Below are 21,800 nucleotides of genomic sequence, written 5' to 3'. Positions count from 1 at the left end.
TGTCTTATTTAAGAAATTGAACTGCACTATCGTTAATCACATAAGGATGATCCTGAAGCAAGCGGAACATCTCTGCGCCAGCCATCAATGCAGGACCATATCCATGGGCAGCAAAATTGTTTACTGGTCTGTAATAATAAAAAGCAGGATCAAAACCCATCCCCGTTCCTACACAAGTCCCTTCCACCTGACCCTTATCGTTCACTTTCGAGCTTACTGCATTCCAGGCCAGCAGTGCCACAGGGCCATATGCTTTCGCATCAATCCAACCTTTATTAATCGCACGGGCTATGCAATAACTATAAATCGCAGTAGCTGATGTTTCCAGATAACTATCATTTTTATTTAAAAGCTGATGCCAGAAACCCGTTCCATGTTGCAGTGCAGTCAGACCTTTAATATGCGCAATCAGCTCATCCATGATCTCTTTTCTACCCGGATAATTTTCAGGAAGCACATCCAGAATCTCTATTTTAGTCAATAAAGCCCAGCCATTAGCCCTAGCCCAATGAAACTGAGGGTGAGGCTCCATGTCCTGAACCCAGCCATGCATATATAATCCATTGCTCTTGTTGAACATCCGTTTTGAATAAAGCTGGAACTGTTTTACCGCTTCTTCATAGTATTTTTCATCTCCTGTCAGTTTGCCCATTTGCACTAATGCAGGAAGACTCATATATAAATCATCCAGCCACAACGTATTGGGTTGTGGACGATTCCGTGCTAAAGTACCATCAGTCAGACGGAATTCTTTAGTCATGATGTAGTTGAGATAGTTGTCGATCAGGGGACGTATATTAGCCTTAAGCTTCCCTGTAGCATACGTTTTAATCAGTGCAGCACTCATCGAACCTGCATCATCTAAAGCATGAGGCTCCAGAACAGACCGCACTGGTGATGCCGCCTTAGGATCCTTTTTATACAGTGGAAGGTAATTTGAAGTCACATCAGCTAAGAAACTAATCCGGTTCACCGAGTAATCAAGAAATTTTTTATCCCCTGTCACCTCAGCAGCTAACAGCATTCCGGTGTAAGTAATTCCCCATTCATAGCTGATCAGCCTAAAATCTCCCTGTTTGAATTGATCATTGGCACCTGCATTTTTAAAATTAGCAACCGGGACACCTGTAGACTTATTAACCAGTTGAAATGGTGTAGCCTGATCCAGGTAAGCATACATCCTATCCAGCACCACTTTAATGTCCTGAGGTTTCGTCTCTCCATAAAGAACCGGATAATTCGGCTTTAACAGATGAAGCGGACTCGTTACATCGTTCGCAGGCTTCTTTGGCTGTGCCATAGACATGACACTGGTTAATAAAAAAATACAACTGATAATAAAAGCTTTCATTTTTAGGGTTGGTTAATAGTTTTAGGAAGGCCTAATCTAACTAGATTTAACTTGATATGTGTCCTGCAGCATCCTGCTTGATGCACTGAACAGGCCGTTAGCGACTAAAGATACAGATATGTTACATCTCAGATCGTTAATACTGTTAATTCGGGTATCACTATCCAATACCTTTTCCCTAATAATAGCGCAATAAGCTCCCTTAACCAAAAAGGATAATTCCTCTTATCTAATGTTGTGTACCGTTTGTAATTTTCCATAATTTAAGCTTTACCTTTTTGCTGATCAAATATAATAAAGGCCTTGTTGAAGCACAATTGTAAAGCCGAAATTTCCAAACTCTTCTCATCCAGGTAACATTTTGCAAAAAAAAACTTCTTTAAACCTGACTATCCCAAAAAGAGAGAACGACCCCTTGAATGAAAAGGGTCGTTCTCTTATTGCTTCCTGCCATCAGGAAAGAAGTGAAATTTATATTAATAGCCTAAGTTTTGGTCCCAGTTGCTTCTATTGTTCATCTCAGCCTGAGGAATAGGCAATAATAAATCCTTAACTGCTGGAGCTAGTCCATTCAACTTCGAATGATACCTAACAGTAAAGGCTTTTAAGGTGCCAACTGCTTCAGCTTCACCCCATCTTACCAAATCAAAATACCTTCTGCCCTCTCCTATAAATTCCAACTTACGTTCGCGCTTGATATCATCCATAGTAGGATTTGCCGTTAAGGCTGGAAGTCCGGCACGAACCCTGATCTTGTCTACATATTGTTTTGCCTGAGATGCCTTACTATCTTTAATTAAGGCTTCAGCATACAGTAAAATTACATCAGCATCACGGATGATAGGGAAATTACGTGGATAATCGTTCCAAAACAAAATTTTTGAATTTGTTTTATCCTTTTCCAAAAATTTAGTGATGATGCTTTTCTTTACAACAATAGTGGTATCAGCTCCCTTTGCAGTTTTTGCATACGTATTATAGGCCGTATCAATGCTGCCTGCCAAACGAAGATCCTTATTTGCACGCATTTCTTTAACCAGCACACTGTCAACTCGTAAATCCTGCCCCTGCTGACTGTAAGTACTAAAAGCCCAGTCAGGGAATGGAGTACCCGAAGAAGAAGAGCTGGTTATATAACCCGGTAAACTTGATCCCAGTCCCGCTGCATTTGAAGCAAATTGAACAGAAAAAAGATCATATTTATTCTCGTTTGCTAACGTAAACAGACCTGCGTAAGTAGGACTAAAACGTGCTTCAACCCCTGTAATTATACTGGCATATATAGCCTCTGCTTTCGCATTTGCTGTTGCATCATTACTTGGATATCCAGCCATCGTCATATATACTTGTCCCAATAAAGCCTTTGCAGCTAAACTACCTACCCTTCCAGATTGGGCAAGAGTATACACATCAGCCAGGTTAGCAGAAGCATATTCTAAATCTGATATAATCTGGGTATAAATTTCAGCGATAGATGCCCTGGGCAAAGCTATTGCATCGGCACTTTCTATCGGAGCGGTTGTTAATGCCACAGGACCAAATGATCGAACCAATTCTGAGTAAGCATAAGCTCGTAAAAAGCTTGCCTCTGCACGATAACGCATATATTCACCCTCTTTGGTAAAATACAATAGGTTATTCGCTTCTTTAATAATTTGATACATCCTTAAAAAGATCGAATTTACCGTACCCGAATTCGGTGTTATTAAGTATTTTCGTAAATCAAGCTGATCATTTTGAGCAGAAGTTTCACCGGCAATATAGAGAATATCGGCACGGTTTTCAGATGCCAGATAAAAGTACTCTGTTGGAAAATCAGTATTCGTACCATTACGCCCCAGTCGGGCATATATCCCAATCGCAGCTTGATTAACCTCTATTTCACTTGAGTAAAAAGCACTAGCACTATTATTAGCTATGGGTGCAATATCCAAATCTTTTACGCAAGACTGCAAAGTAATTGCTACCGTAAGGATTAGAAATGTACATTTTGATAAAACTTTCATATTTTCTTGTTCTATATATAATTTAGAAAGTTGCGTTTAAACCGAATGAAATTGTTCTGGCTTGAGGATATGATCCCCAATCTGAGTTATCCTGAGTTGCTGCTTCCGGAGAGTATCCTGGGTAATAGCTATCCCACATGTAAACATTATCGCAAGAAGCATATAACCGAAGACTTTTGATGATCTTTTTAACCGGTACATTATATCCGATAGCGATATTTTTAAGGCGGATATAGCTGGCGTCATATAACCAGTTCGTATCATACTGACTGGTTACAGCGGAGAAAAATGCAGGAACTTTCCCATCTCCGGGCTCTTCTTCAGACCAATATGCTTTGTTCAACCAACTATCCATGTAATTATACCTTGGATCATTGGTTGCCCTGTTCCATCCCCTTGAACCAATAGACAATAAGTCACCGCCTACACGACCCTGTACAAGAACAGTCAAATCCCATTTCTTGTAGGCAAAAGTATTCGTTAAGCCAAACTCAAATTTAGCCTGATAATTACCAGCCACTCCATAATCGTTAGCATCGATTTTACCATCTCTATTGGCATCTTTATACTTAGTGTCCCCAGGTTTTTGTCCCTGGTAAATCGGAATTTTTGCAGTGAACGTCTTTCTGTCTGCAGAAATATCAAAATCAGCATCCCGCAGAACACCTGTAGCTTCAAGTAAATAATAGGAATTGATCGGTGAACCTACCCGTTGAATAACCGTATTTCCCTGACCAAATTTAATGTCAGCATTATCACCGGTAAGTGCTGTAATCTTATTGCGGTTTATAGACACATTTGCAGATGTATTCCATTTAAATTGACCAATTAAATTAGCCGAATTCAGTTGGATTTCAAATCCCTTATTATCTACACTTCCTATGTTGCTATACATGGTCGAAAAACCGGTCACTAATGAAACGGGCGCCTTAAGCAACAAGTCAGTTGTCTTTTTATAATATACATCAGCCGACATCGAAATACGATCTCGTAATATCCCTAAATCAAAACCTAAGTTATAACTATCCGATTTTTCCCAACGCAATTTTGAATTGGCAATAGAACCGATCACATAACCATAGCCAGTACTCTGTGCATCTCCTAAAGGATAATTAAGCGCACCAAGTAAAGAAAGAAATTCAGAGTTTCCAATACGGTCATTTCCTGCCTGTCCCCAACTTAACCTCACTTTAGCTGTACTGATCCAGTTGATATCTTTTATGAATGATTCTTCGTTGGCATTCCATGCAGTAGAAATAGCAGGAAACCATCCCCAACGATTATCAGGACTGAATTTTGATGAACCGTCACGTCTCAATGAAGCGGCGAATAAATATTTCGATTTATAGTTGTATTGAAACCTTCCGAAATAAGAAATCAATGCATTGCTTGATCCTGTTATCGTATTGTAGTTGGTAACCTTTCCACTTCCTAAATTGAACACCCAACTTTTGTCATTTGCAAAACCTGTCTGGCCCTGATCAGTTGTTTCTTCAGTAAATTTCTCTTCAGATAAACCCGCTAAAAAATCAAGTGAATGATCTCCAAAGGTCTTTACATAACTTAAAGTACCCTGAGCTAGTAAATTATTGTTTGATAATGTAGTCTTTCTTGAAGAAGATAGAGACCCTGGTGTCGCTGTATTCCAAGTCCCCTGAATCCATGTTGGGTTATATATCCTGTTCGTATTTCCACGGTAGTTCCATCCCACCAAACCATTCAGATTCAATCCATCCAGAATGTTTATCGTAGTAGTAAAGGACGTATTCAATCGGGTATCCCTAATTAAACGATCATTGTAAACAGCCTGAACATAAGGACTTACATTATTCGCTCCAGGTCCCCATCCATCATAAAACTTATAAGGATCGGCTCCTGCCATTCTTCCTGAACCTGCTAATACCCATCCAGGATAAGACAAGGCACGTGATACCGAGTTATCCTTACCGTCTACATTGGCACCTTTTGTTATGCCTACTGAAGGAGCAAGTGTAAGACCAATTTTAATCCTTTTGCTCATCTGAGCTTCAATATTAGAACGGAATGAATACCGATCAAATGACGAACCTTCAACAAGGCCCTCCTGACTAAATGCACCTCCTGATAACGAATAGTTGATCGTTTCAGTAGCACCTGATGCGCTTAACTGAATATCAGTTACAGGAGCTGTGCGAAAAAGCTCATCTTGCCAATCTATCGGCTCAATAGCATCAGTTCCCCAGTACGGATCATATAAGCCATACGTAGTACGGCCATCTAATATATTAGCTCTTGTCAGATATGGATTTTTCGGATTGGTGATAGATGCTTTTCGTGCATAATCCAATCTTTCATCCTGAGTAGCCGATGCACTTAAGCCTGTAGTAGCAACCCATTGATGATCTAGCCATTTTTTGCCAAAGGCAATCCATTCATCCGAACTCATTACATTCACTTTACGTTCAGCCTGAGCTAAAGCAGTGTAAGCAGAAACAGAGAAAACCGGTTTACCAGTTTTGCCACGTTTTGTAGTAACCAAAACAACACCGTTTGATCCTCTGGATCCGTATATTGCGGCAGATGCAGCATCTTTTAAAACATCAATAGATTGAATATCAGAAGGATTAATACCTGATAAATTATCTAAAGTCACCCCATCAACTACATATAAAGGAGCAGTCGAGCCATTAATAGAAGCAGCACCACGCACATTGACAGTGATGTCACTTCCCGGAGCACCTGAAGTACTACGAACACTTACACCAGCAACTTGTCCCTGTAACGCCTGCTCTACACGTGTAATCGGCCGTTCTGCTATTGACTCAGCAGTTATCTTTGATATGGAGCCAGTTACGTTACTTCTTTTTTGTGTACCATAACCAATCACTACCACTTCGTCTAGTTGCTTGTTGCTAGATCCCATGACCACATTAATTACAGTTTGATCGGTACTAGGAATCTGCTTTGTATCATATCCGATAGAAGTAAAAACCAACACAGCACCTGTTGCTGCTTTGATTACGTATTTACCATCAACACCAGTTGAAACACCTACTTTGGTGCCCTTAACCATTACGGATACACCTGGTAAAGCTCCTTGCGAATCACTTACCTGTCCGGTAATATTCCGGTCTTGTGAGAAGACGTTTACATTGAACAATGTAATTAACAGAAGAAGAGAAAGACTTTTGCTCTTCCATAAAAATTGTAAAGAATTCTTTACTATATTCATATAATTAGGTATTAAAAAGGCTTGGGAGAAGCCAAACAAACAATTAACCCAATGCAAACGTAGCCGGAAACCTATGCAGAGGCAACCTGTACCATCCTGCATGTCCGACCAGCACGCCCAACGAGAAATCATTTCTTTAACAGAGTCAGCTAAATTATTTCATTTCTTTAGCTAGTAGCCCAATAAAATAGAAGATTAACAATTATATTACACTAAGTATGACTAATGTTACTTAATAAATCGGGTCAAAATCAGGTCGACATACTAATGAAGGGAAAAAAGACAAAAAAAAACGCCAGCATTTAATAAATGCTGGCGTCTGATATAGTACCTGATATCCTAAATATGGATATGATCACAAGAACATCTTATTCAGTGTTACCTCAATTTGAAGTTATTGTAAAATTATCATCAGTCACAATCGTCACTCCATTTGCAACCACACTAATTTTCATCGCCCCCGGAATCATATTCGAAGGCGCAGCAACCTTAATCTCCGTTGAGGTACTGCTAAGTAAATTACCTGCTACTGTCCCAAATTTAACAGCATTATTATATGTATACTGATCAAATCCCCGCCCGGTGATAGTTACGACCGTACCAGCAACCCCGGACTTGGGAAAGAAAGATGTAATTTCCGGACCAATCATGGTGAATTCATTCGCACTCTCCAGTTTCTGATCACTGATTTGCACATAGATCTTCACTTTACCACTGGGAACACCACCGGGAACAAAAACTTTCAAATTGGTAGAAGAAGTTGCGTTCGCACTGGTAGACATGGAACCAAACCAGACATTATAATACCCCCCAGTTTGAAAAGTACCCTTAATGTTTACCTCAGTTCCTGCAACGCCTGATAGAGGAGCAAAAGTGCTGATAGAAGGAGCAATAACCGTAAATTTCTGAGGAGCGGTTACCGTATGCGGACCCGATTTCATAGTAAAACTATAATCGCCTGCCGGCATCACCGGAACATTGAAAGTAAGCTTTGTAGAGGATGAACCGGATGGATACAAAACCGTGGTCCCCAGACTGACAGATGGATTTGACGAATTATAACCATAATTCCAGGGAAAATCGCTCCCATTAACCTCAAAGTAAGTACCTGATAAACCAGAAGTCACCGAAAGTGAGCTGATTACCGGAGGAGTAAGCACAAACTCACCCGGTAAAATCACTGTTTTCCCATTCATCACATACGACACTTTTGAATTCACAGTCGTAACCGTTGCCGGAATAATAGCTCTAAATGGAGATGAGTTATAATTTATAGAGCCTTCTGTTGAACCAAAGAACATCCTGATGTCTGAATTATAATAATAATTCCCCGGAAGATTATCCCCCGTAAAACCGACCAACGTCCCTATAGGGCCTGTTTTAGGCGCAAAATCTTTAATATTCGCCTGGATGATAAAGCCATTTCCGAACGATGACCGCTGTCCATTAATATTCAACTGGAGCGGAATCTGTGTTCCATGTGCACCTGCAATTCCAGAAGGAACTTCCACCACAATTTTAGTATCAGAAGCCTCCGTAACCTTTCCTTTAATGCCACTAAACAGCACTTCAGCCTGGTCAGCAGAGGTAGTATAAAATTTGCCGGTCAGAATTACAAGATCACCCGACTTACCCATTGCCGGACTAACACTAGTGGTCGTAATTTGAGGCAGCACAACAGAAAGAAGCTTTCCAAAAGCTGTTCCTTTTGCATTAGTAAGATAAGCCCGAACATACAAGTTATTCGAATAATACGGATTCGCATTTACCAGGCTAGTCAGCTCCTTTGTAAATTCACCTTCCGGCGCATCTTTACCCAAAGAGACTTTGGTACCCTCCGTTTCGGTGATATTGCCATTAAAGCTATATACGAATCCGTAATCCAATACCGCAAGATCTCCAGAAGCAACAATATTCCCTTTTAGTGTGATAAGCACCGGCGATAGCGCAGTAACTGATAGGGTTTGAATCTCGGGATTGACGGAACCCTCCTTTTTACAACTTTGTAACTGAATAAACAGGATTAGAATCAGTACCCGGCAGGTTATGTTAAATATTTTTTTCATGTGATCAGATGCGTTTAAAATGTATACCCTAACCTGATGCCATTCATCAAACTGGGACCAAAGTCAAGGTGGCTATTATCAGAAGTCGTATTCACCACCGCACCCGATGTAGTTCCTGAAATATTCACTTCTACATCCTTCCAGTTGGTTTTCTCCATGCCGAAGCCAAACTCATAACCAAAGAAAAAATGACGCGCTATATAATAATCGAATCCAGTAATTAGGTTGACCCCATAACGGACATACGCTTTAGGCTGAATCTGTGCCACATAATTTGTACTCGTTCCCGTATAATACATTTCATACCAGCCATTCTTTACGTCAGTTGTCGATCCGTTATCATTGATCTCCTGACTGGCAGAACCATTTGTAAGCGATACTTCCGCACCCACGTAAGGCGACAATCTCCTGGTACCTGCAAAATGTTTTTCCAAGCCGAGATTAATACCCATCGTTGTACTTTTCTTGTTGTTTTTATAAAAATAACTTGTCGTACCGTAGGGCTGACTGATGTTATAAATAGAATCCTCTTTACTGATATTAAAGCCAAGGCGAAGCGCAACACCTGCAGAAATAAAATAGCGGAACTTAATCTGGTTCAGCGAATTATTCAGATTCACCGCCCCATTAAAGGGATTAATATTCAGCTCGGTAGTCAGGTTCCCAGCTTGCGGTTTAAAAAAAATAATTGAATCAGATTTTGAAGATTGGGCATAAGAGGCCATATAAAACAGCACAACTGCCAGGATAAGGATAGGTTTTTTCATAATTATTTAACTCGCCGTAAATATAAACAAACAGACGAGAAAGCAACATGGCAAATGATACTTTTCTTATGTAATACAAATCTTCGGGTTAACTTAAGGATTGTATAAGACCAACAGTACACAACCTGATAAAGTCCCCTATTAATTAAAAACAACGGCGCCCGTTAATAGTTGTAATACTAACATTTACCCAAAAAAAGAAAGCAATTACGATGTCCAAAAAAGATCAATAAAAAAACACCCTGTATAAAATAGCAGGGTGTTTTTTATTGATCAATATGAATTCATCTGTTAACACTCATGAACCCGTTTAAGTAACCACAAATAATAAAAAAAAGTTTCTATATATCTTCAAAAAATCATTTACCAAATGAAAACAAAACAATTAATTTATGCAGTAATGGCCGGAATGGTTACACTAGCAGCTTGTAATTCAAAAGGCAAGGGCAGCAATGCAGACAGTACAGACGTCGCTGCCGACACCTCTGCAAATGCCACAGGATCAATCAACGACATCAAACCAAAAGAAAACGTTCCAGCCTGGGCACCTACTATCAAACCGCAAATGCAAGCCGTTATTGAAAAGCTGGTTAGTTATGGCGACAAACCTATTCCTGAACTTACAGCATTACAGGCACGAAAAAATCATACGCCAACCGATGCCGTTAAGGATCTGATTACAGAATACAAAATCACTGTGCCACCCGCAAATATCGATACCATGGGTAAAGATATCGATGTAGCAGGCGGTAAAATCCACTTACGGATCTATACCCCAAAGACTAAAGGGCCATTTCCAGTGGTGGTATACTACCATGGAGGCGGATTTGTGATCGCTGATCTGGATGTATATGATGCCTCAGCAAAAGTCCTGGCTGATAAAATTGGTGCCGTAGTGGTATCCGTAGCCTACCGTCTGGGACCCGAATTCAAGTTTCCTACCGCCCATAACGATGCGTATGCCGCATATAAATGGGTAGTCGACAACACCGCATCCATCCAGGGCGACCCGAAACGCATTGCCATAGCAGGCGAGAGTGCAGGAGGAAATCTTGCTGTAGCCACCAGCATAGCAGCACGCGATAAAAAGATCAGCGTACCCATTCATGTCCTGGCCGTCTATCCAATCGCCGGATCTGATATGAACACCCCATCCTATATTAAAAATGCCGCTGCAAAACCATTGGATAAACCAATGATGATGTGGTTTGTGAAGAATTACCTGAACAATATGGGCGAAGGAAAAGATACCCGAATTAACCTGGTAGCCGCTAATTTGAAAGGTTTGCCTCCTACAACCATCATCACAGCAGAAATAGATCCCCTGCAAAGTGATGGCATGAATTTAGCCGATAAACTGAAAGCCGCAGGCGTAAAAGTAGACAGCAAAAATTACGATGGAGTAACCCATGAGTTCTTCGGAATGGGTGCTGTAGTACCCGAAGCTATGGACGCCGAGATGTACGCAGTAGATCAGCTTAAAAAAGCGTTCGGTCTCTAGATATAAACAATAAAATAGTTCAATGCGCTGTACAGGGCTGGAGCAATCCGGCCCTTTTTCATTCCAGATTCTAACGCGCGAGAATGTAAAATCTAGCCGAACACGCATCAGACTGGTATCTTTTAAAATTCAACGTCAATGTTTAGTTATACATCATCCTTTACTTCGGCCAGTGTTGCTGCATAGGCACCCGGACTAAGTCCTGTTTTTTTCTTAAACGCCGCATAAAAAGCGGTGCGCGATGAAAAGCCCGATTCGCCAGCCAGTCCTTCCATGGTGAGCTGAATCCATGTCGGATCATTCTTCATCCTTTCCATGACATGCATCACGCGGTAATTATTAATAAAGTCGTTGAAGTTTTGCTTATAATGATTGTTCAGAAGTACCGAAAGCGCTTGCACAGGAATTTTCACTGCCAGGGCAATATCATTCAGCGTCAGTCTTTTGATGAGATAAGGCAGATCCGAATCCAGGTGGGCCTCCAAACGCTCGCAATGATCCACCTGAGGAACATAAAGCTCCTTTTTAACTTCCACTAATACGTGATGCCCCCCCAAGGTCCGGCCATACAAAAACTCCGGTTTAAAATTGAGGTAGTAGCTCACCATCGAAAAGCCAAGCACCAGCAAAACACCCATCAGTTGAGCCACAACAAGCAGCCAGGGCAAGCGCGTGGCCTGCCACTCAAAAAAGAACGCAATAGTAATTGCCAGGTTACCTGCATAAATGAGCGTTTCGGCCATAGACAGCACCACGATCCATTGCCTGCTGAATTTCAATTTAGAAGCCAGCACAAAATAGACGACCATACGCCACTGAAAAAACAAATACACGAGACTTTGAATCACCCGCAGATACTGATGCGTGATCGCCGGAACAAAACCCGAACCCAAATCCAACGCACGAACCTGTTTGATTTGAATAAGCTCTATTTCGGCCATTTTATCCGCAGCACTCATCCCGAATACATACTTGCTGATATCTATAATAGTCAGCAGGAAAGGAATCAGGTGGAGATAATCCCAACGATTGCGTTTCTGCTGCTTATAAAACGAGCAACGGATATAGAGATAGATTAAGGGCGGCACCAGGTAATAGAACGGACTTCCAATGCGAAACATAAAAGGAAAGTGGATCAGGTTTTTTGACACCACTACGATATAGACAATGGCATACCAGCTCAAAATCAAGAAAGCAATGCCAAGAAACGTCCGGGACAAGTAATTATTACTTTTTTTGACAATAAAGATCAGGGCAACCAGCACAAATGAAAAAAGGGCTCCGGGAAGAACCCATCCATTCAAATAAATCATAATTTTCGTTGTGGTTAAAAGTACTCATTTGAGCGCGCTTTTACCAACATTAATTATAATCTCCGCAAACATCCGGCTACTGCATCCACCGCACAAGCCTAATTAAATTGCTTGCGTCTTGGTTAAATATAAAAAGATACAGAATTAACACCGAATCCGGCAATAAACCTGCCCACTACCCCTCTTTCTTGTACCAAATACCTTATTCCGAACAGATGTATGTTTCAACATCTATACTAATCTATCCTATTCCATTAGGTTTGCCGGATGAAAATATTCAGTATTTTATTCCTGAGCTCCTCCATAATCGTTTTTATTTGTGCATTAGGTCAGGTTCCCGCAAACAGCGACTATGAACTCCATACCCTTGCTGCCTCCGTAATCATTTTTATAACCGTAGGCTATTACGTATCCAAATACCTAAGCCGGATAGCTGCTATTAAAGTTAAACCGGGTAATCAAGTACCTATTCAAACTAACAGCCCGCGACTCAATAAATATCGAAATCTATTTAAAATTTAGCATACTCCGCCATCAACAAGTGAATCACTTTGTCTTTATTATTCTGCACCATCACATCTTCATAAATTCGCTCTCCATATTCTTCAAAGATATCATTCGCCGTTTTCTTCATTTGTATTGCCCCGCCGATCACTTCCGTCAGCGCATCAAAATGTTCCAGATCAGAAGTATAGGTATACGACAAAATATTTTCCTGGTTCTGCATATCCAGAATCGTACCTATCCGCGGACAAATCACTGTTTTCTTATAGGAAAAAGCCAGGATTACCGAGCCGGAGTTTAAACTGCTGCGCATATCATAAGGCATCACCAGCAGATCACATTGCGCAATATAACAAGGGAGCATTTCATCCGGAATAAAATTCAAATCAAGATGAACATTGACATTATTCTTCGCATAATTAACCAGCAAAAGCTGATAATCAACATTTTGAGGCTGCCCCGCAATGGTCAGATAAACATCATGGTCAAACTGGCTGATCACATCAATCAACAATTCGATGTTTTTGTACGGTTTAACCGCCCCCAGAAAGAGCAATTTCAGCACCTTGCTCTCTGTTGAATGATCGCAGGAAAGATCAATGGCCCCGTACACGCCAATATAATCCGGATGAGGAATATACCTGATCTTAGCAACCGCACGCTTACTGATATTTTGCAAAATCACTTCCGATACCCGGCTATGGATAATAATCGTATTAGACAATTTAACCAGCGTATAGATCAGCGTCTTTTTATAAAACATCATGGATTTATCATGCGGCATTTTATTGTGCATGGTCCAGATCACCTTTTTCCCAAACACCCGGAGGGTAATCAACTTCATCATCCGCTTGAAAAATACCGAAAACATAGCAAAGCGCGTAGGCTCATTCAAATTCTCAAACCAATTCAAATGAACAACCTTAACCTTTTTAAAAGCTGTAAATCCGGAAAAAACATGGCTTAGGGAATAGATCTTTACCCCTTTAGCTTTGAGAAGCGAGGTGATGATTTCGGAATATTTATTTTGTCGTGTGCTTTCAGGATAAAATGAAATTTTCATTCAATAGTTATTTTAATGCGCCATCTAAAAATTCATGTGCCACATGTCTCCAATCCGCAATCTGATTATTTACATAATCCCAATCCGTATCCAGCTTCATCAGATCGTCCATTTTTGTTCGATCAAACCCGAACATCATGTGCTGCTCCAGGTTAAATTTAGTAATCAGACTGGTAATCCGTTCATTCATGCCTTCCTTGGCACCAGTATTAGGAAGAATAATAAATTTCTTATTAAAAATAATGCAAAACACCATACCATGAAAGGAGTTGGTCATAATGAAATCCGATTCGGCAATCAAACCCAGCCATTCCGGAATAGAGGGGAAACGATTACCAGAAGTATCCCCATTTGCACTAGCATGCTGCACCTCGACACCCGGCATGTCCCGGATATACGAAAGATAAGCCTCCTTATCCTTGATGGCACTATTTCCCAGCGTGTAAATAAATACTTTTTTACTTTCCGGTCTAAAATTACCCCTGGGCACAGGAAGTAAATTCAACCAATCCTGTTTGGCAAATAACAGCGTCGGGTCGGGCACCCATACCGGATTTTTATAGCCCGCATCTGTACAAATAGAGAGGCTACTTTTTTCCCTGACACTCACCGCATTAAAGTGACTCAGTTGGCGCTCAAACAATTGAGCCGTTTCCGGAGAAAGTTCCCTTTGCCCAATACTCGCCGCATAAGCAATTCTTTTGATGGATGATTTCCCAAAGGGCAGAAAAAAGGGCTCTGCAGGTACTTTAAAGGTATTATTCCACACCTGGTCGCTACCGCAGATGTAGGCATCCGCCTGGGGAGGATTATCTTTCAATTCGGCCAAAGAAGTATATGAACGCGGACTAAATTTCAAATATTGTTTCTTGAAGGGGGTAAAGCCACGATCTGGCTCAGGACTTCCAGCCTTAGTAACTTCTAAGTTCAAGTCAAAATGGTCATTTAAGTATAAGATTACTTTAAACTTCAAACGACTTAAAGCAGATTTTTTCTTAGCAGAAGGAATACGATAAAAGCGAATAAAAAAGACGTCATGTCCTTTTTGTCTGAGATAAGTTTTTAGTGCAAATGCCTGTAATAGTTGTCCGTAATTGTTCTGGCTTTCCCAGAAAGTCATGATTCCAATTTTCATTTATCTCATTTTAACATCGTTTTCCGTTTACTACAAGCAACATCATTTAAATTGTTTGATTGAAGTCGAAACGGATTTCAAACAGATCAGGTACCAAGACAAATATAGCCGTTCTAAATTGCACGGCATGCACAATTTAAACACAAAAATGGTCATTACAGGCTTTAAATGCACACTTTGGGAACATAATCAAACTATTTAATACTCTCATAGAATTTATGCCCACAGAAGTGGCATTCGAATCTTTTTAAAGAAAACCAGAAGAAAAAAGTGTCTACATATTTGGGATTAGGAATATTGCAGCCTGTGTAACACTGGCATTTAGGACACATAAACAAAGGGCTCAAATCCGTATCCGCTTCTTTCACCAATCGTCCCTTCGCGTCAATAATATGCACACCAATTTTATCCTGATCAGTTTTAGAAGGTGTTCCTTCATGTAGGCGTTCTATCATAATGAGTAAATTAAGACAGAACAAAACTAAACACAAGCATTTGCTATTTCATGCGAAGGCACAGATTGAACACGTATCGTGATAATTTGTAATATACTGTATTACACTGTCCGGTTCCTTCATCATTCTTCACATAATTTTTCAGAATCAGGTAATATATCTTGTTGAAATGAGCACAGAAATAGGAGTGTTTCAATAGTTATGCGTTAAACCTATCCACAAACCGGAATTCAGACACCGTATATAAAGTTTACTCATTCATAATTTTGACAATAATTATAGATTTTGCATCACCAGACACAACCTTTTATTGTGAATTTCATAAAATTATATATGAATTCAGGTGTCGAAACAACAAATTCACAATTGTGATAAAAAACACCACATTCTGTATAAAAAACGGACAAAAAACCGTGCAATCATGAGCAACATTGAGTATATTTAAACATATTACGAAACATCAACAAGCATAAAAAACATTATGACCTCACACGTTACTTGCCCAAAATGTAAGTCAGTCACCGATTACAGAATAGCTCGATCATCTTTTATCAAATTACTTTTATCCTCGTTAAAAGTTAAAAGATTCTGGTGTCCCAATTGCCGCAATAAATTTTACACCTACAGCAGATAAGACCATCCATAGCTTAAAATTAAATTAAACCTTAACCAGCAAAATCTCTTACCAGCAAACCGGCACAATCCGAAATAACCGTCTTATAAAAAATCTCAGAACTGAATTACATAGAATGCCGAATGCACTCAGGGAGTCAAGAGCTACTTGATACTGATATAAAATTTTTTACCGCAAAAATTACATTTAAATCTTCTTAAAGAGAACCAGTAAAAAAAGGTATCAATAAACTTAGGATTAGGAATTGTACAACCCGTGTATCCACCACATCGGGGGCACAAAAACAACGGACTCTCATCCGTGTCCGCTTTTTTAATTAATCTACCGGAAGCGTCAATGACATGCACATAGCTAAAATACTAAAAAAAAAACAAGCAGCGGCATCCTGAAGTATGAATTAAACTTTAATTGCGAATAATGATGAAAAACTTGTTGTTACAATGCGTGCATTTAAAACGATGCAAGGACAGCCAAAAGAAATACTGATCAATTAATTTAGGATTAGAAATCCTGTACCCCGTGTATAAATGACATTTAGGACATACATGCTGAGGATTATCAGGAGCTTCTTCCCTATTTCTTCTTTTTGACGTAAATTCAAGAACCCTATCCTTTCTCATAGTGCTGATTTATTAAAATATGAGATATAATCCATTTAGGAGAGGATTGTTTCAGTGAGGAATTTATGATAAGAAAAGGTATTTCCATTCGATCTATTTAATAGACGAAGATACCACTATATCATGGCAACCGAAGCTTAAATTTCCCAGCATAGTATGAAAATTCGGGAATAATACCAATTCTTGAACAATAACAAAAAAACCCGCCCTTTCCAGGACGAGCTCTTTAACAAAAACATAAGCAAAACGCTATCCCTACATAATAGACAGTGCCCCGGCATACGAAGTCAAGGAGTTTTTATCCTCCTTTGAGGTCATGTACACATACCCGTGAATGGTACAGCTACTCCAGTTTGATGGAATTTCCACCTGAGCAGTATTCAAACTACGAAGTACACCCTCATGCACAACCACTTCCTTATCCTCTTCACAGTATAACACGACAGTTGCCTCATCAGTCAGCGCTTGCGCATTACCACTAATCGCATCCCAGGTAACAGTCAAAACACCATCACCATCAGCAACAATCTTACAGCCGGTTGCTTTGCTGACGCCAGAACCCTTGCTGAAAATCATTTTGCTAAAATCCAATACAGGTTCTGTATCGGTACCGGCAAAGGCATCCTTGTTTGCGGTAAATGCCAGGTTAAAAGCAGTCGCCCGACGAGTATCCTCATTCTTGAATCCCTGGTTGATCACGCTCTTAACCAATGTTAAAAACTGGATGAGCAACCTGAACTTTTCACGAATTAACAGCTGTTTAGCCGTAGCCGGTTTAGAAGACTGTTTAGGAAGTCCCCGCATGTAATCGATGTCGCGCCAGTTACTACCGACTACGCTACCTACTTTTCCTGAGAATGCGCCCAGTACGCCTTGATTAAATTGTGCCATTATGTATATATGTATTAAATTGTTAACATCAGTGACCAGCAATACTGCTGCGTCCTCCTGATGAAACAAACGTACACACAAGGCATAACTTGAACGATTGTGGAGGCAAATCTTCTTAACTCTTCTCAAATACGTACCGATAATGCTAAATGTCCGCTTTCTTGAATTATCTACCTTCAACGTCAATAAAATGAACACAGCCATGACATAAAATTGAAGGGCTGTCCTTAATTTACCACAATATGTAGAATTATTACACACATTGTGCAAATAGTGTGCAATAATTGTGGTATTTTTACACACTATGATGATATATTCCTTCACACCAAAATTGCGCCAAAGTCCGTCAACGTGCAAATGTCCAAAATGCAAATCTGTATCCGACTACCGAATCCATAGACAAGAATACATGAAGCCCTTTTCACTTTGGTTTAAAGTAAAGCGATTTTGGTGCCCCAATTGTAGAAATAAGTATTATACTTTCAAAAAGTATGAGGTTAATTTAGTAAGCGAATTAAACATCAATCCATCTGTCTTTCACCAAATTTAAGGGGTTACCTTTATAAATTCCATTGTCTTTCAGGTTAACAGTCACAATAGATCCGGCAGTCACAACGGTATCCACCCCTACCGTCACGCCTGCTGCAACAAAACAACAAGCACCAATCCAGCAACCATCTTTCAAAACGATCGGGCCATTACGATAAGGCATAGAAATACTGCGGTAATCATGATTACCACCACATAGAAGGACACGCTGGGAAATACATACATTGTTTCCAATAGAAAGCTTTTCGAAATTTAAGAGCGAAACTTCTTCGCCAATCCATACATGATCGCCAATCTCCAGTTTCCATGGAAAATGAATATTTACCCTTGGCTTAATTACGAGACCAATCCCAATCTTCGCACCAAACTTTCTAAGAATAATTGTTTTAAAGCGATTAGGATAAGGTAAAGCAGAAAGGAAAAAGCAGACCTTAATCAAGTACCAGGTTATTTCTTTAACCCTGGAAGCTCCTCGATCCAGATTTTCGGAAGGGTCAAACTGCGCCAATCTTACTTTAGATGTATATTCCATGTGAACCAAGTTAATTAACTTAGCACTTCTTAAACAATAAGTCTGTAAAATGGATCGTTTAGATACAGAACTATACAGTATGTCATATACATTTCGCAAAAGGCCTAGCTAGCTTGTTTCTAAATTGGATGAGTCCTTTCAGGCACTTTAAAATCAACAGTTTGTTTCTCATTTTGAAATTCCTTCGCTGAAATATCGGGGGAGTATTCCTCTTCAAAAAAGGTAAGATGACTTGAATTAATGAAAAACTTGAAGAATATCGCAGCAACTATAAATACCACAAGACTTGTTAAGGGATATAATATAAGAGCAACAAGACAAGATGTAGTAACCGTTACAGCAATGGCCGAAATTAAAAAAACAGTGTTTTGAAATAAAGATCTCATGTTGCTTATAATTTAGTTGTTCACAATTAATTAATAACAAACATAAGTGCTGTTGCTCAGATAATTATGGAAAAATCAATTACGTATATAGATTGTAAATATTTATGTATAAGACTGAGAATAAAACAGGAACCTTACATTTAAATTGCACAATGTAATATATATCACTTAAAACTGGAATCCCAAGCCCTTTACTAAAAGATATTTAAGACTTAAGTTTGAAAAAAATTTGATGCCTTACTTTTTTTGCTTACTTCTTACTTTTATTGCACCTGCTTTATCCAAAACTGAAGAGCCATACAAAAGGTCACATATCCTATTTGATTGCGATTTTGAAGAATTAGATTGCTTAACCATGTGGAATAACCAAGAAAAAGCTTTCAAATATTCCATATTAAAAAGTGACTCCATAACAAAAACTGGAAAATTTTCTGTTCGCATGGAACTAAATAAAACAGCCCCGACTGTAACCTGTTATCAACGTGCTGAATTAACATTAAAACCCGAATTACAAGCAAAAAATGAAAGGTGGTACGGATTAAGCGTCTTTTTTTCAAAACATTATATTCCTGATAATCAAGGTGAAAGTATTTTACAATGGGTTGGATCTCCAGATTTTGATTTAGGTGAAAATTTCAGGGCTGCAACAATATCTTGCCAATCTCGAAATGGAAACTTATACCTTATTGTACAATGGGCAAAAGGCCTAGTTAACATCAAATCAGATGGAAAAAAAGAAATTGACTTAGGAGCGTATACTCCTAATTCTTGGAATGATTTAGTGTTTCACATCAAATCAACCTGGGAAGAGGATGGTTTAATAGAAGTTTGGAAAAATAAAGTGTTGGTTGCTACCTATAAAGGGCCTAACTGCACTAATGACAAAAAAGGATCCTATATGAAATTGGGATTATGGAAAGATTTTTGGTCATTAAATATAACTTCCCAAAAAACTATCTTTTATGATGAAATACGGATCGGCGATGATCAAGCCTCCTATTATGATGTTGCTCCAGGTCCACCCTGCGCTAAGAGCGATTATTGCATTAGCTTTTTCTAAATGGATTATTCGTAAAATTTCATATATATTTACGTTATAATATTAAAAGTATACATTTCTACACATCTATTGAATTTCTAATAATAGCAAGACTAGATAATTAAATTTTATCACAAATGAAAAAGAAGGTTCTAGCTAAAGGTATCGCAGGCCAGGACGGTGCCTATCTTACCAAGATATTAATACTTCTTCTCAGCTTTACTATATCAGCCTTACAGGCACAGGAAAAACCTATAGTCAAATTTGAAATAGAAGCACAAGCAATCGGAACAACCAATAATGTTGTTCCTTTTTGGCTGAGATCAAATCAATATGGAAGCATTCCATCTGATGGTGTATCAGGCAGCTTTATCGGTCGAGCACGAAAAGAATATGATAGTACAAAAGTAAGATCATTTGATTGGGGAGCTGGATTAGAAGGACGTGTCAATGGCGGTAAAAACTCCAAACTGCTTCTCATAGAAGGTTATGCCAAAGTAAAAGCAGGTATCTTTCAGATTAAAGCCGGTCGAACAAAGGATGTTATGGGTTTAAATGGTGATAGCTCTCTAACATCTGGTAATTTCTCGGTATCTGGAAACGCACTAGGGATTCCTAAAGTTGAAATATCAATACCCAATTATTATAGTATACCAATTTGGGATGGATTAATATCCTTTAAGGGAAGCTTTTCTCATGGCTGGCTTGGAAAAACAAAAATACTAGATACTATTCGAGCAATACCTCCTAATCCTTATAAATACGGTGTTCCCGACAGATTTCCCAATACTTTTTATCATCAAAAATCCTTTTATGGTCGCCTAGGAAAACCGGATTGGAATTTAAAGCTTTATGGGGGTTTCAATCATCAAGTTTTTTGGGGGAATGAAAGGCAATCAATGGGTGAGAATTTTGAACTATCCACATTAGAAACCTTTTTTTATGTCGCAACTGGTAAAGCTTATGTAGAAAAAACTATTCCAAGTTCTAAAATAGGTAATCAATTAGGTTCTATTGATGTCGGAATCGAGTATGATTTCAAAAATATAACAATGTTGATATACCGACAGAATCTCTATGATGTAGGCGCATTATCTAAACTTGCTAATATTAGTGATGGATTAAATGGGATCAGCCTAAAAAATAAATCATACCATGTCCTTTCTAATGGTGTTCAATGGAAAACGCTATTATTGGAGTTTTTGTATACTAAAAACCAAGCAGGAGAATCCTGGTCTAAGATGACCAAATCAGGGGATGAAGATTATTATAATAATTACTATTATACTAATGGCTGGTCTTACAATAGTTTAGGACTGGGGACACCTTTTATTACTACCAAAAGCGCTGCAAAACCAGGTCAGGCATCAATTGGAAGTGATTATTTTATCAACAATCGAGTAGTTGCATTTCATGCAGGCATTGAAGGATCAATTAAGAAATTTGAAATTATTAGTAAACTCTCCTTTTCTAAAAACTATGGGACATTTGGGACTAGTCCTGAAGGACACTCTACAGGTATCATTAGAAGTCCTAATACCACCAATTTATTTAAAACAGTAAATCAATTTTCGGCATACTTAGAAACACATCGCTCTCTTTCAAATGGCGTAAGTATTGGATTAGCAGCAGCTATTGATCAAGGAAATCTACTTTATAATTCCGGGGGATTAGTTTTAAAAGTTTCAAAATCTTTTTAAATGTAACACTACCTTATCTTAAAGTGTGGTAGTGTTACATTTAAATGATTCTAAATCAATTTCATCAGATACTGTCC

Annotated in this window: 16 protein-coding genes; 4 read left to right on the top strand and 12 right to left on the bottom strand. The window is 39.0% G+C overall.

The window, feature by feature from the left end; all coding sequences use genetic code 11:
* Positions 1-4: 4 nt before the first annotated feature.
* The 5 genes from BFL47_RS16645 to BFL47_RS16625 all read right to left on the bottom strand — a co-directional run bounded on the left by BFL47_RS16645 (position 5) and on the right by BFL47_RS16625 (position 9,401).
* A complete protein-coding gene (locus BFL47_RS16645; RefSeq protein ID WP_069660927.1) occupies positions 5-1,351 on the bottom strand; it encodes a glycoside hydrolase family 88/105 protein in 1,347 nt (448 codons plus the stop codon).
* Between the two features lie 476 nt (positions 1,352-1,827).
* The gene (locus BFL47_RS16640; RefSeq protein ID WP_069660926.1) at positions 1,828-3,357 is read right to left on the bottom strand and encodes a RagB/SusD family nutrient uptake outer membrane protein; all 1,530 of its coding nucleotides are present in this window, start codon (positions 3,355-3,357) and stop codon (positions 1,828-1,830) included.
* A 22-nt stretch (positions 3,358-3,379) separates the two neighbouring features.
* Positions 3,380-6,568 (bottom strand): SusC/RagA family TonB-linked outer membrane protein, encoded by a 3,189-nt coding sequence (locus tag BFL47_RS16635; RefSeq protein ID WP_069660925.1) that lies wholly within the window; start codon positions 6,566-6,568, stop codon positions 3,380-3,382.
* 383 nt (positions 6,569-6,951) lie between these two features.
* Positions 6,952-8,634, bottom strand: a complete 1,683-nt coding sequence (locus tag BFL47_RS16630; RefSeq protein ID WP_069660924.1) for an IPT/TIG domain-containing protein — start codon at positions 8,632-8,634, stop codon at positions 6,952-6,954.
* A gap of 14 nt (positions 8,635-8,648) precedes the next feature.
* Positions 8,649-9,401 (bottom strand): hypothetical protein, encoded by a 753-nt coding sequence (locus BFL47_RS16625; RefSeq protein WP_069660923.1) that lies wholly within the window; start codon positions 9,399-9,401, stop codon positions 8,649-8,651.
* Between the two features lie 370 nt (positions 9,402-9,771).
* On the opposite strand from BFL47_RS16625, the gene BFL47_RS16620 reads away from it, so the two are divergent.
* Entirely contained in the window at positions 9,772-10,902 is a 1,131-nt protein-coding gene (locus tag BFL47_RS16620) for an alpha/beta hydrolase (protein WP_069660922.1), read from the top strand.
* A gap of 146 nt (positions 10,903-11,048) precedes the next feature.
* On the opposite strand, the gene BFL47_RS16615 is transcribed toward BFL47_RS16620, so the two are convergent.
* The gene (locus BFL47_RS16615; protein ID WP_069660921.1) at positions 11,049-12,215 is read right to left on the bottom strand and encodes a helix-turn-helix domain-containing protein; all 1,167 of its coding nucleotides are present in this window, start codon (positions 12,213-12,215) and stop codon (positions 11,049-11,051) included.
* 267 nt (positions 12,216-12,482) lie between these two features.
* On the opposite strand from BFL47_RS16615, the gene BFL47_RS16610 reads away from it, so the two are divergent.
* The gene (locus tag BFL47_RS16610) at positions 12,483-12,737 is read left to right on the top strand and encodes a hypothetical protein (protein ID WP_069660920.1); all 255 of its coding nucleotides are present in this window, start codon (positions 12,483-12,485) and stop codon (positions 12,735-12,737) included.
* On the opposite strand, the gene BFL47_RS16605 is transcribed toward BFL47_RS16610, so the two are convergent.
* The 6 genes from BFL47_RS16605 to BFL47_RS16580 form a co-directional block, all read right to left on the bottom strand.
* Positions 12,727-13,782 (bottom strand): glycosyltransferase, encoded by a 1,056-nt coding sequence (locus tag BFL47_RS16605; protein WP_069660919.1) that lies wholly within the window; start codon positions 13,780-13,782, stop codon positions 12,727-12,729. The two genes, BFL47_RS16610 and BFL47_RS16605, sit on opposite strands and share 11 nt — an antisense overlap.
* A 7-nt stretch (positions 13,783-13,789) precedes the next feature.
* Positions 13,790-14,917 (bottom strand): polysaccharide pyruvyl transferase family protein, encoded by a 1,128-nt coding sequence (locus BFL47_RS16600; protein WP_069660918.1) that lies wholly within the window; start codon positions 14,915-14,917, stop codon positions 13,790-13,792.
* Positions 14,918-15,111: 194 nt separating this feature from the next.
* On the bottom strand, positions 15,112-15,372 hold the full coding sequence (locus tag BFL47_RS16595; protein ID WP_069660917.1) for a hypothetical protein: 261 nt from the start codon (positions 15,370-15,372) through the stop codon (positions 15,112-15,114).
* A 1,509-nt stretch (positions 15,373-16,881) separates the two neighbouring features.
* A complete protein-coding gene (locus BFL47_RS16590) occupies positions 16,882-17,517 on the bottom strand; it encodes a DUF6266 family protein (protein WP_069660916.1) in 636 nt (211 codons plus the stop codon).
* Positions 17,518-18,031: 514 nt separating this feature from the next.
* The gene (locus BFL47_RS16585; protein WP_069660915.1) at positions 18,032-18,598 is read right to left on the bottom strand and encodes a WcaF family extracellular polysaccharide biosynthesis acetyltransferase; all 567 of its coding nucleotides are present in this window, start codon (positions 18,596-18,598) and stop codon (positions 18,032-18,034) included.
* Positions 18,599-18,717: 119 nt separating this feature from the next.
* Entirely contained in the window at positions 18,718-18,984 is a 267-nt protein-coding gene (locus BFL47_RS16580) for a hypothetical protein (RefSeq protein ID WP_069660914.1), read from the bottom strand.
* A 232-nt stretch (positions 18,985-19,216) separates the two neighbouring features.
* Between BFL47_RS16580 and BFL47_RS16575 the strand changes: the two genes are divergently transcribed.
* Together BFL47_RS16575 and BFL47_RS16570 are read left to right on the top strand one after the other, a co-directional pair.
* Complete coding sequence (locus BFL47_RS16575) at positions 19,217-20,044, top strand: polysaccharide lyase (protein WP_069660913.1); 828 nt, start codon at positions 19,217-19,219, stop codon at positions 20,042-20,044.
* Between the two features lie 116 nt (positions 20,045-20,160).
* The gene (locus BFL47_RS16570; protein WP_069660912.1) at positions 20,161-21,723 is read left to right on the top strand and encodes a capsule assembly Wzi family protein; all 1,563 of its coding nucleotides are present in this window, start codon (positions 20,161-20,163) and stop codon (positions 21,721-21,723) included.
* Positions 21,724-21,800 lie beyond the last annotated feature (77 nt).

The sequence above is a fragment of the Arcticibacter eurypsychrophilus genome (genome assembly GCF_001730525.1).
Taxonomy (GTDB): Bacteria; Bacteroidota; Bacteroidia; order Sphingobacteriales; family Sphingobacteriaceae; genus Arcticibacter; species Arcticibacter eurypsychrophilus.
The sequence above is the reverse complement of the archived record's forward strand: the minus strand, read 5'-3'. Positions and strand labels throughout refer to the sequence as shown.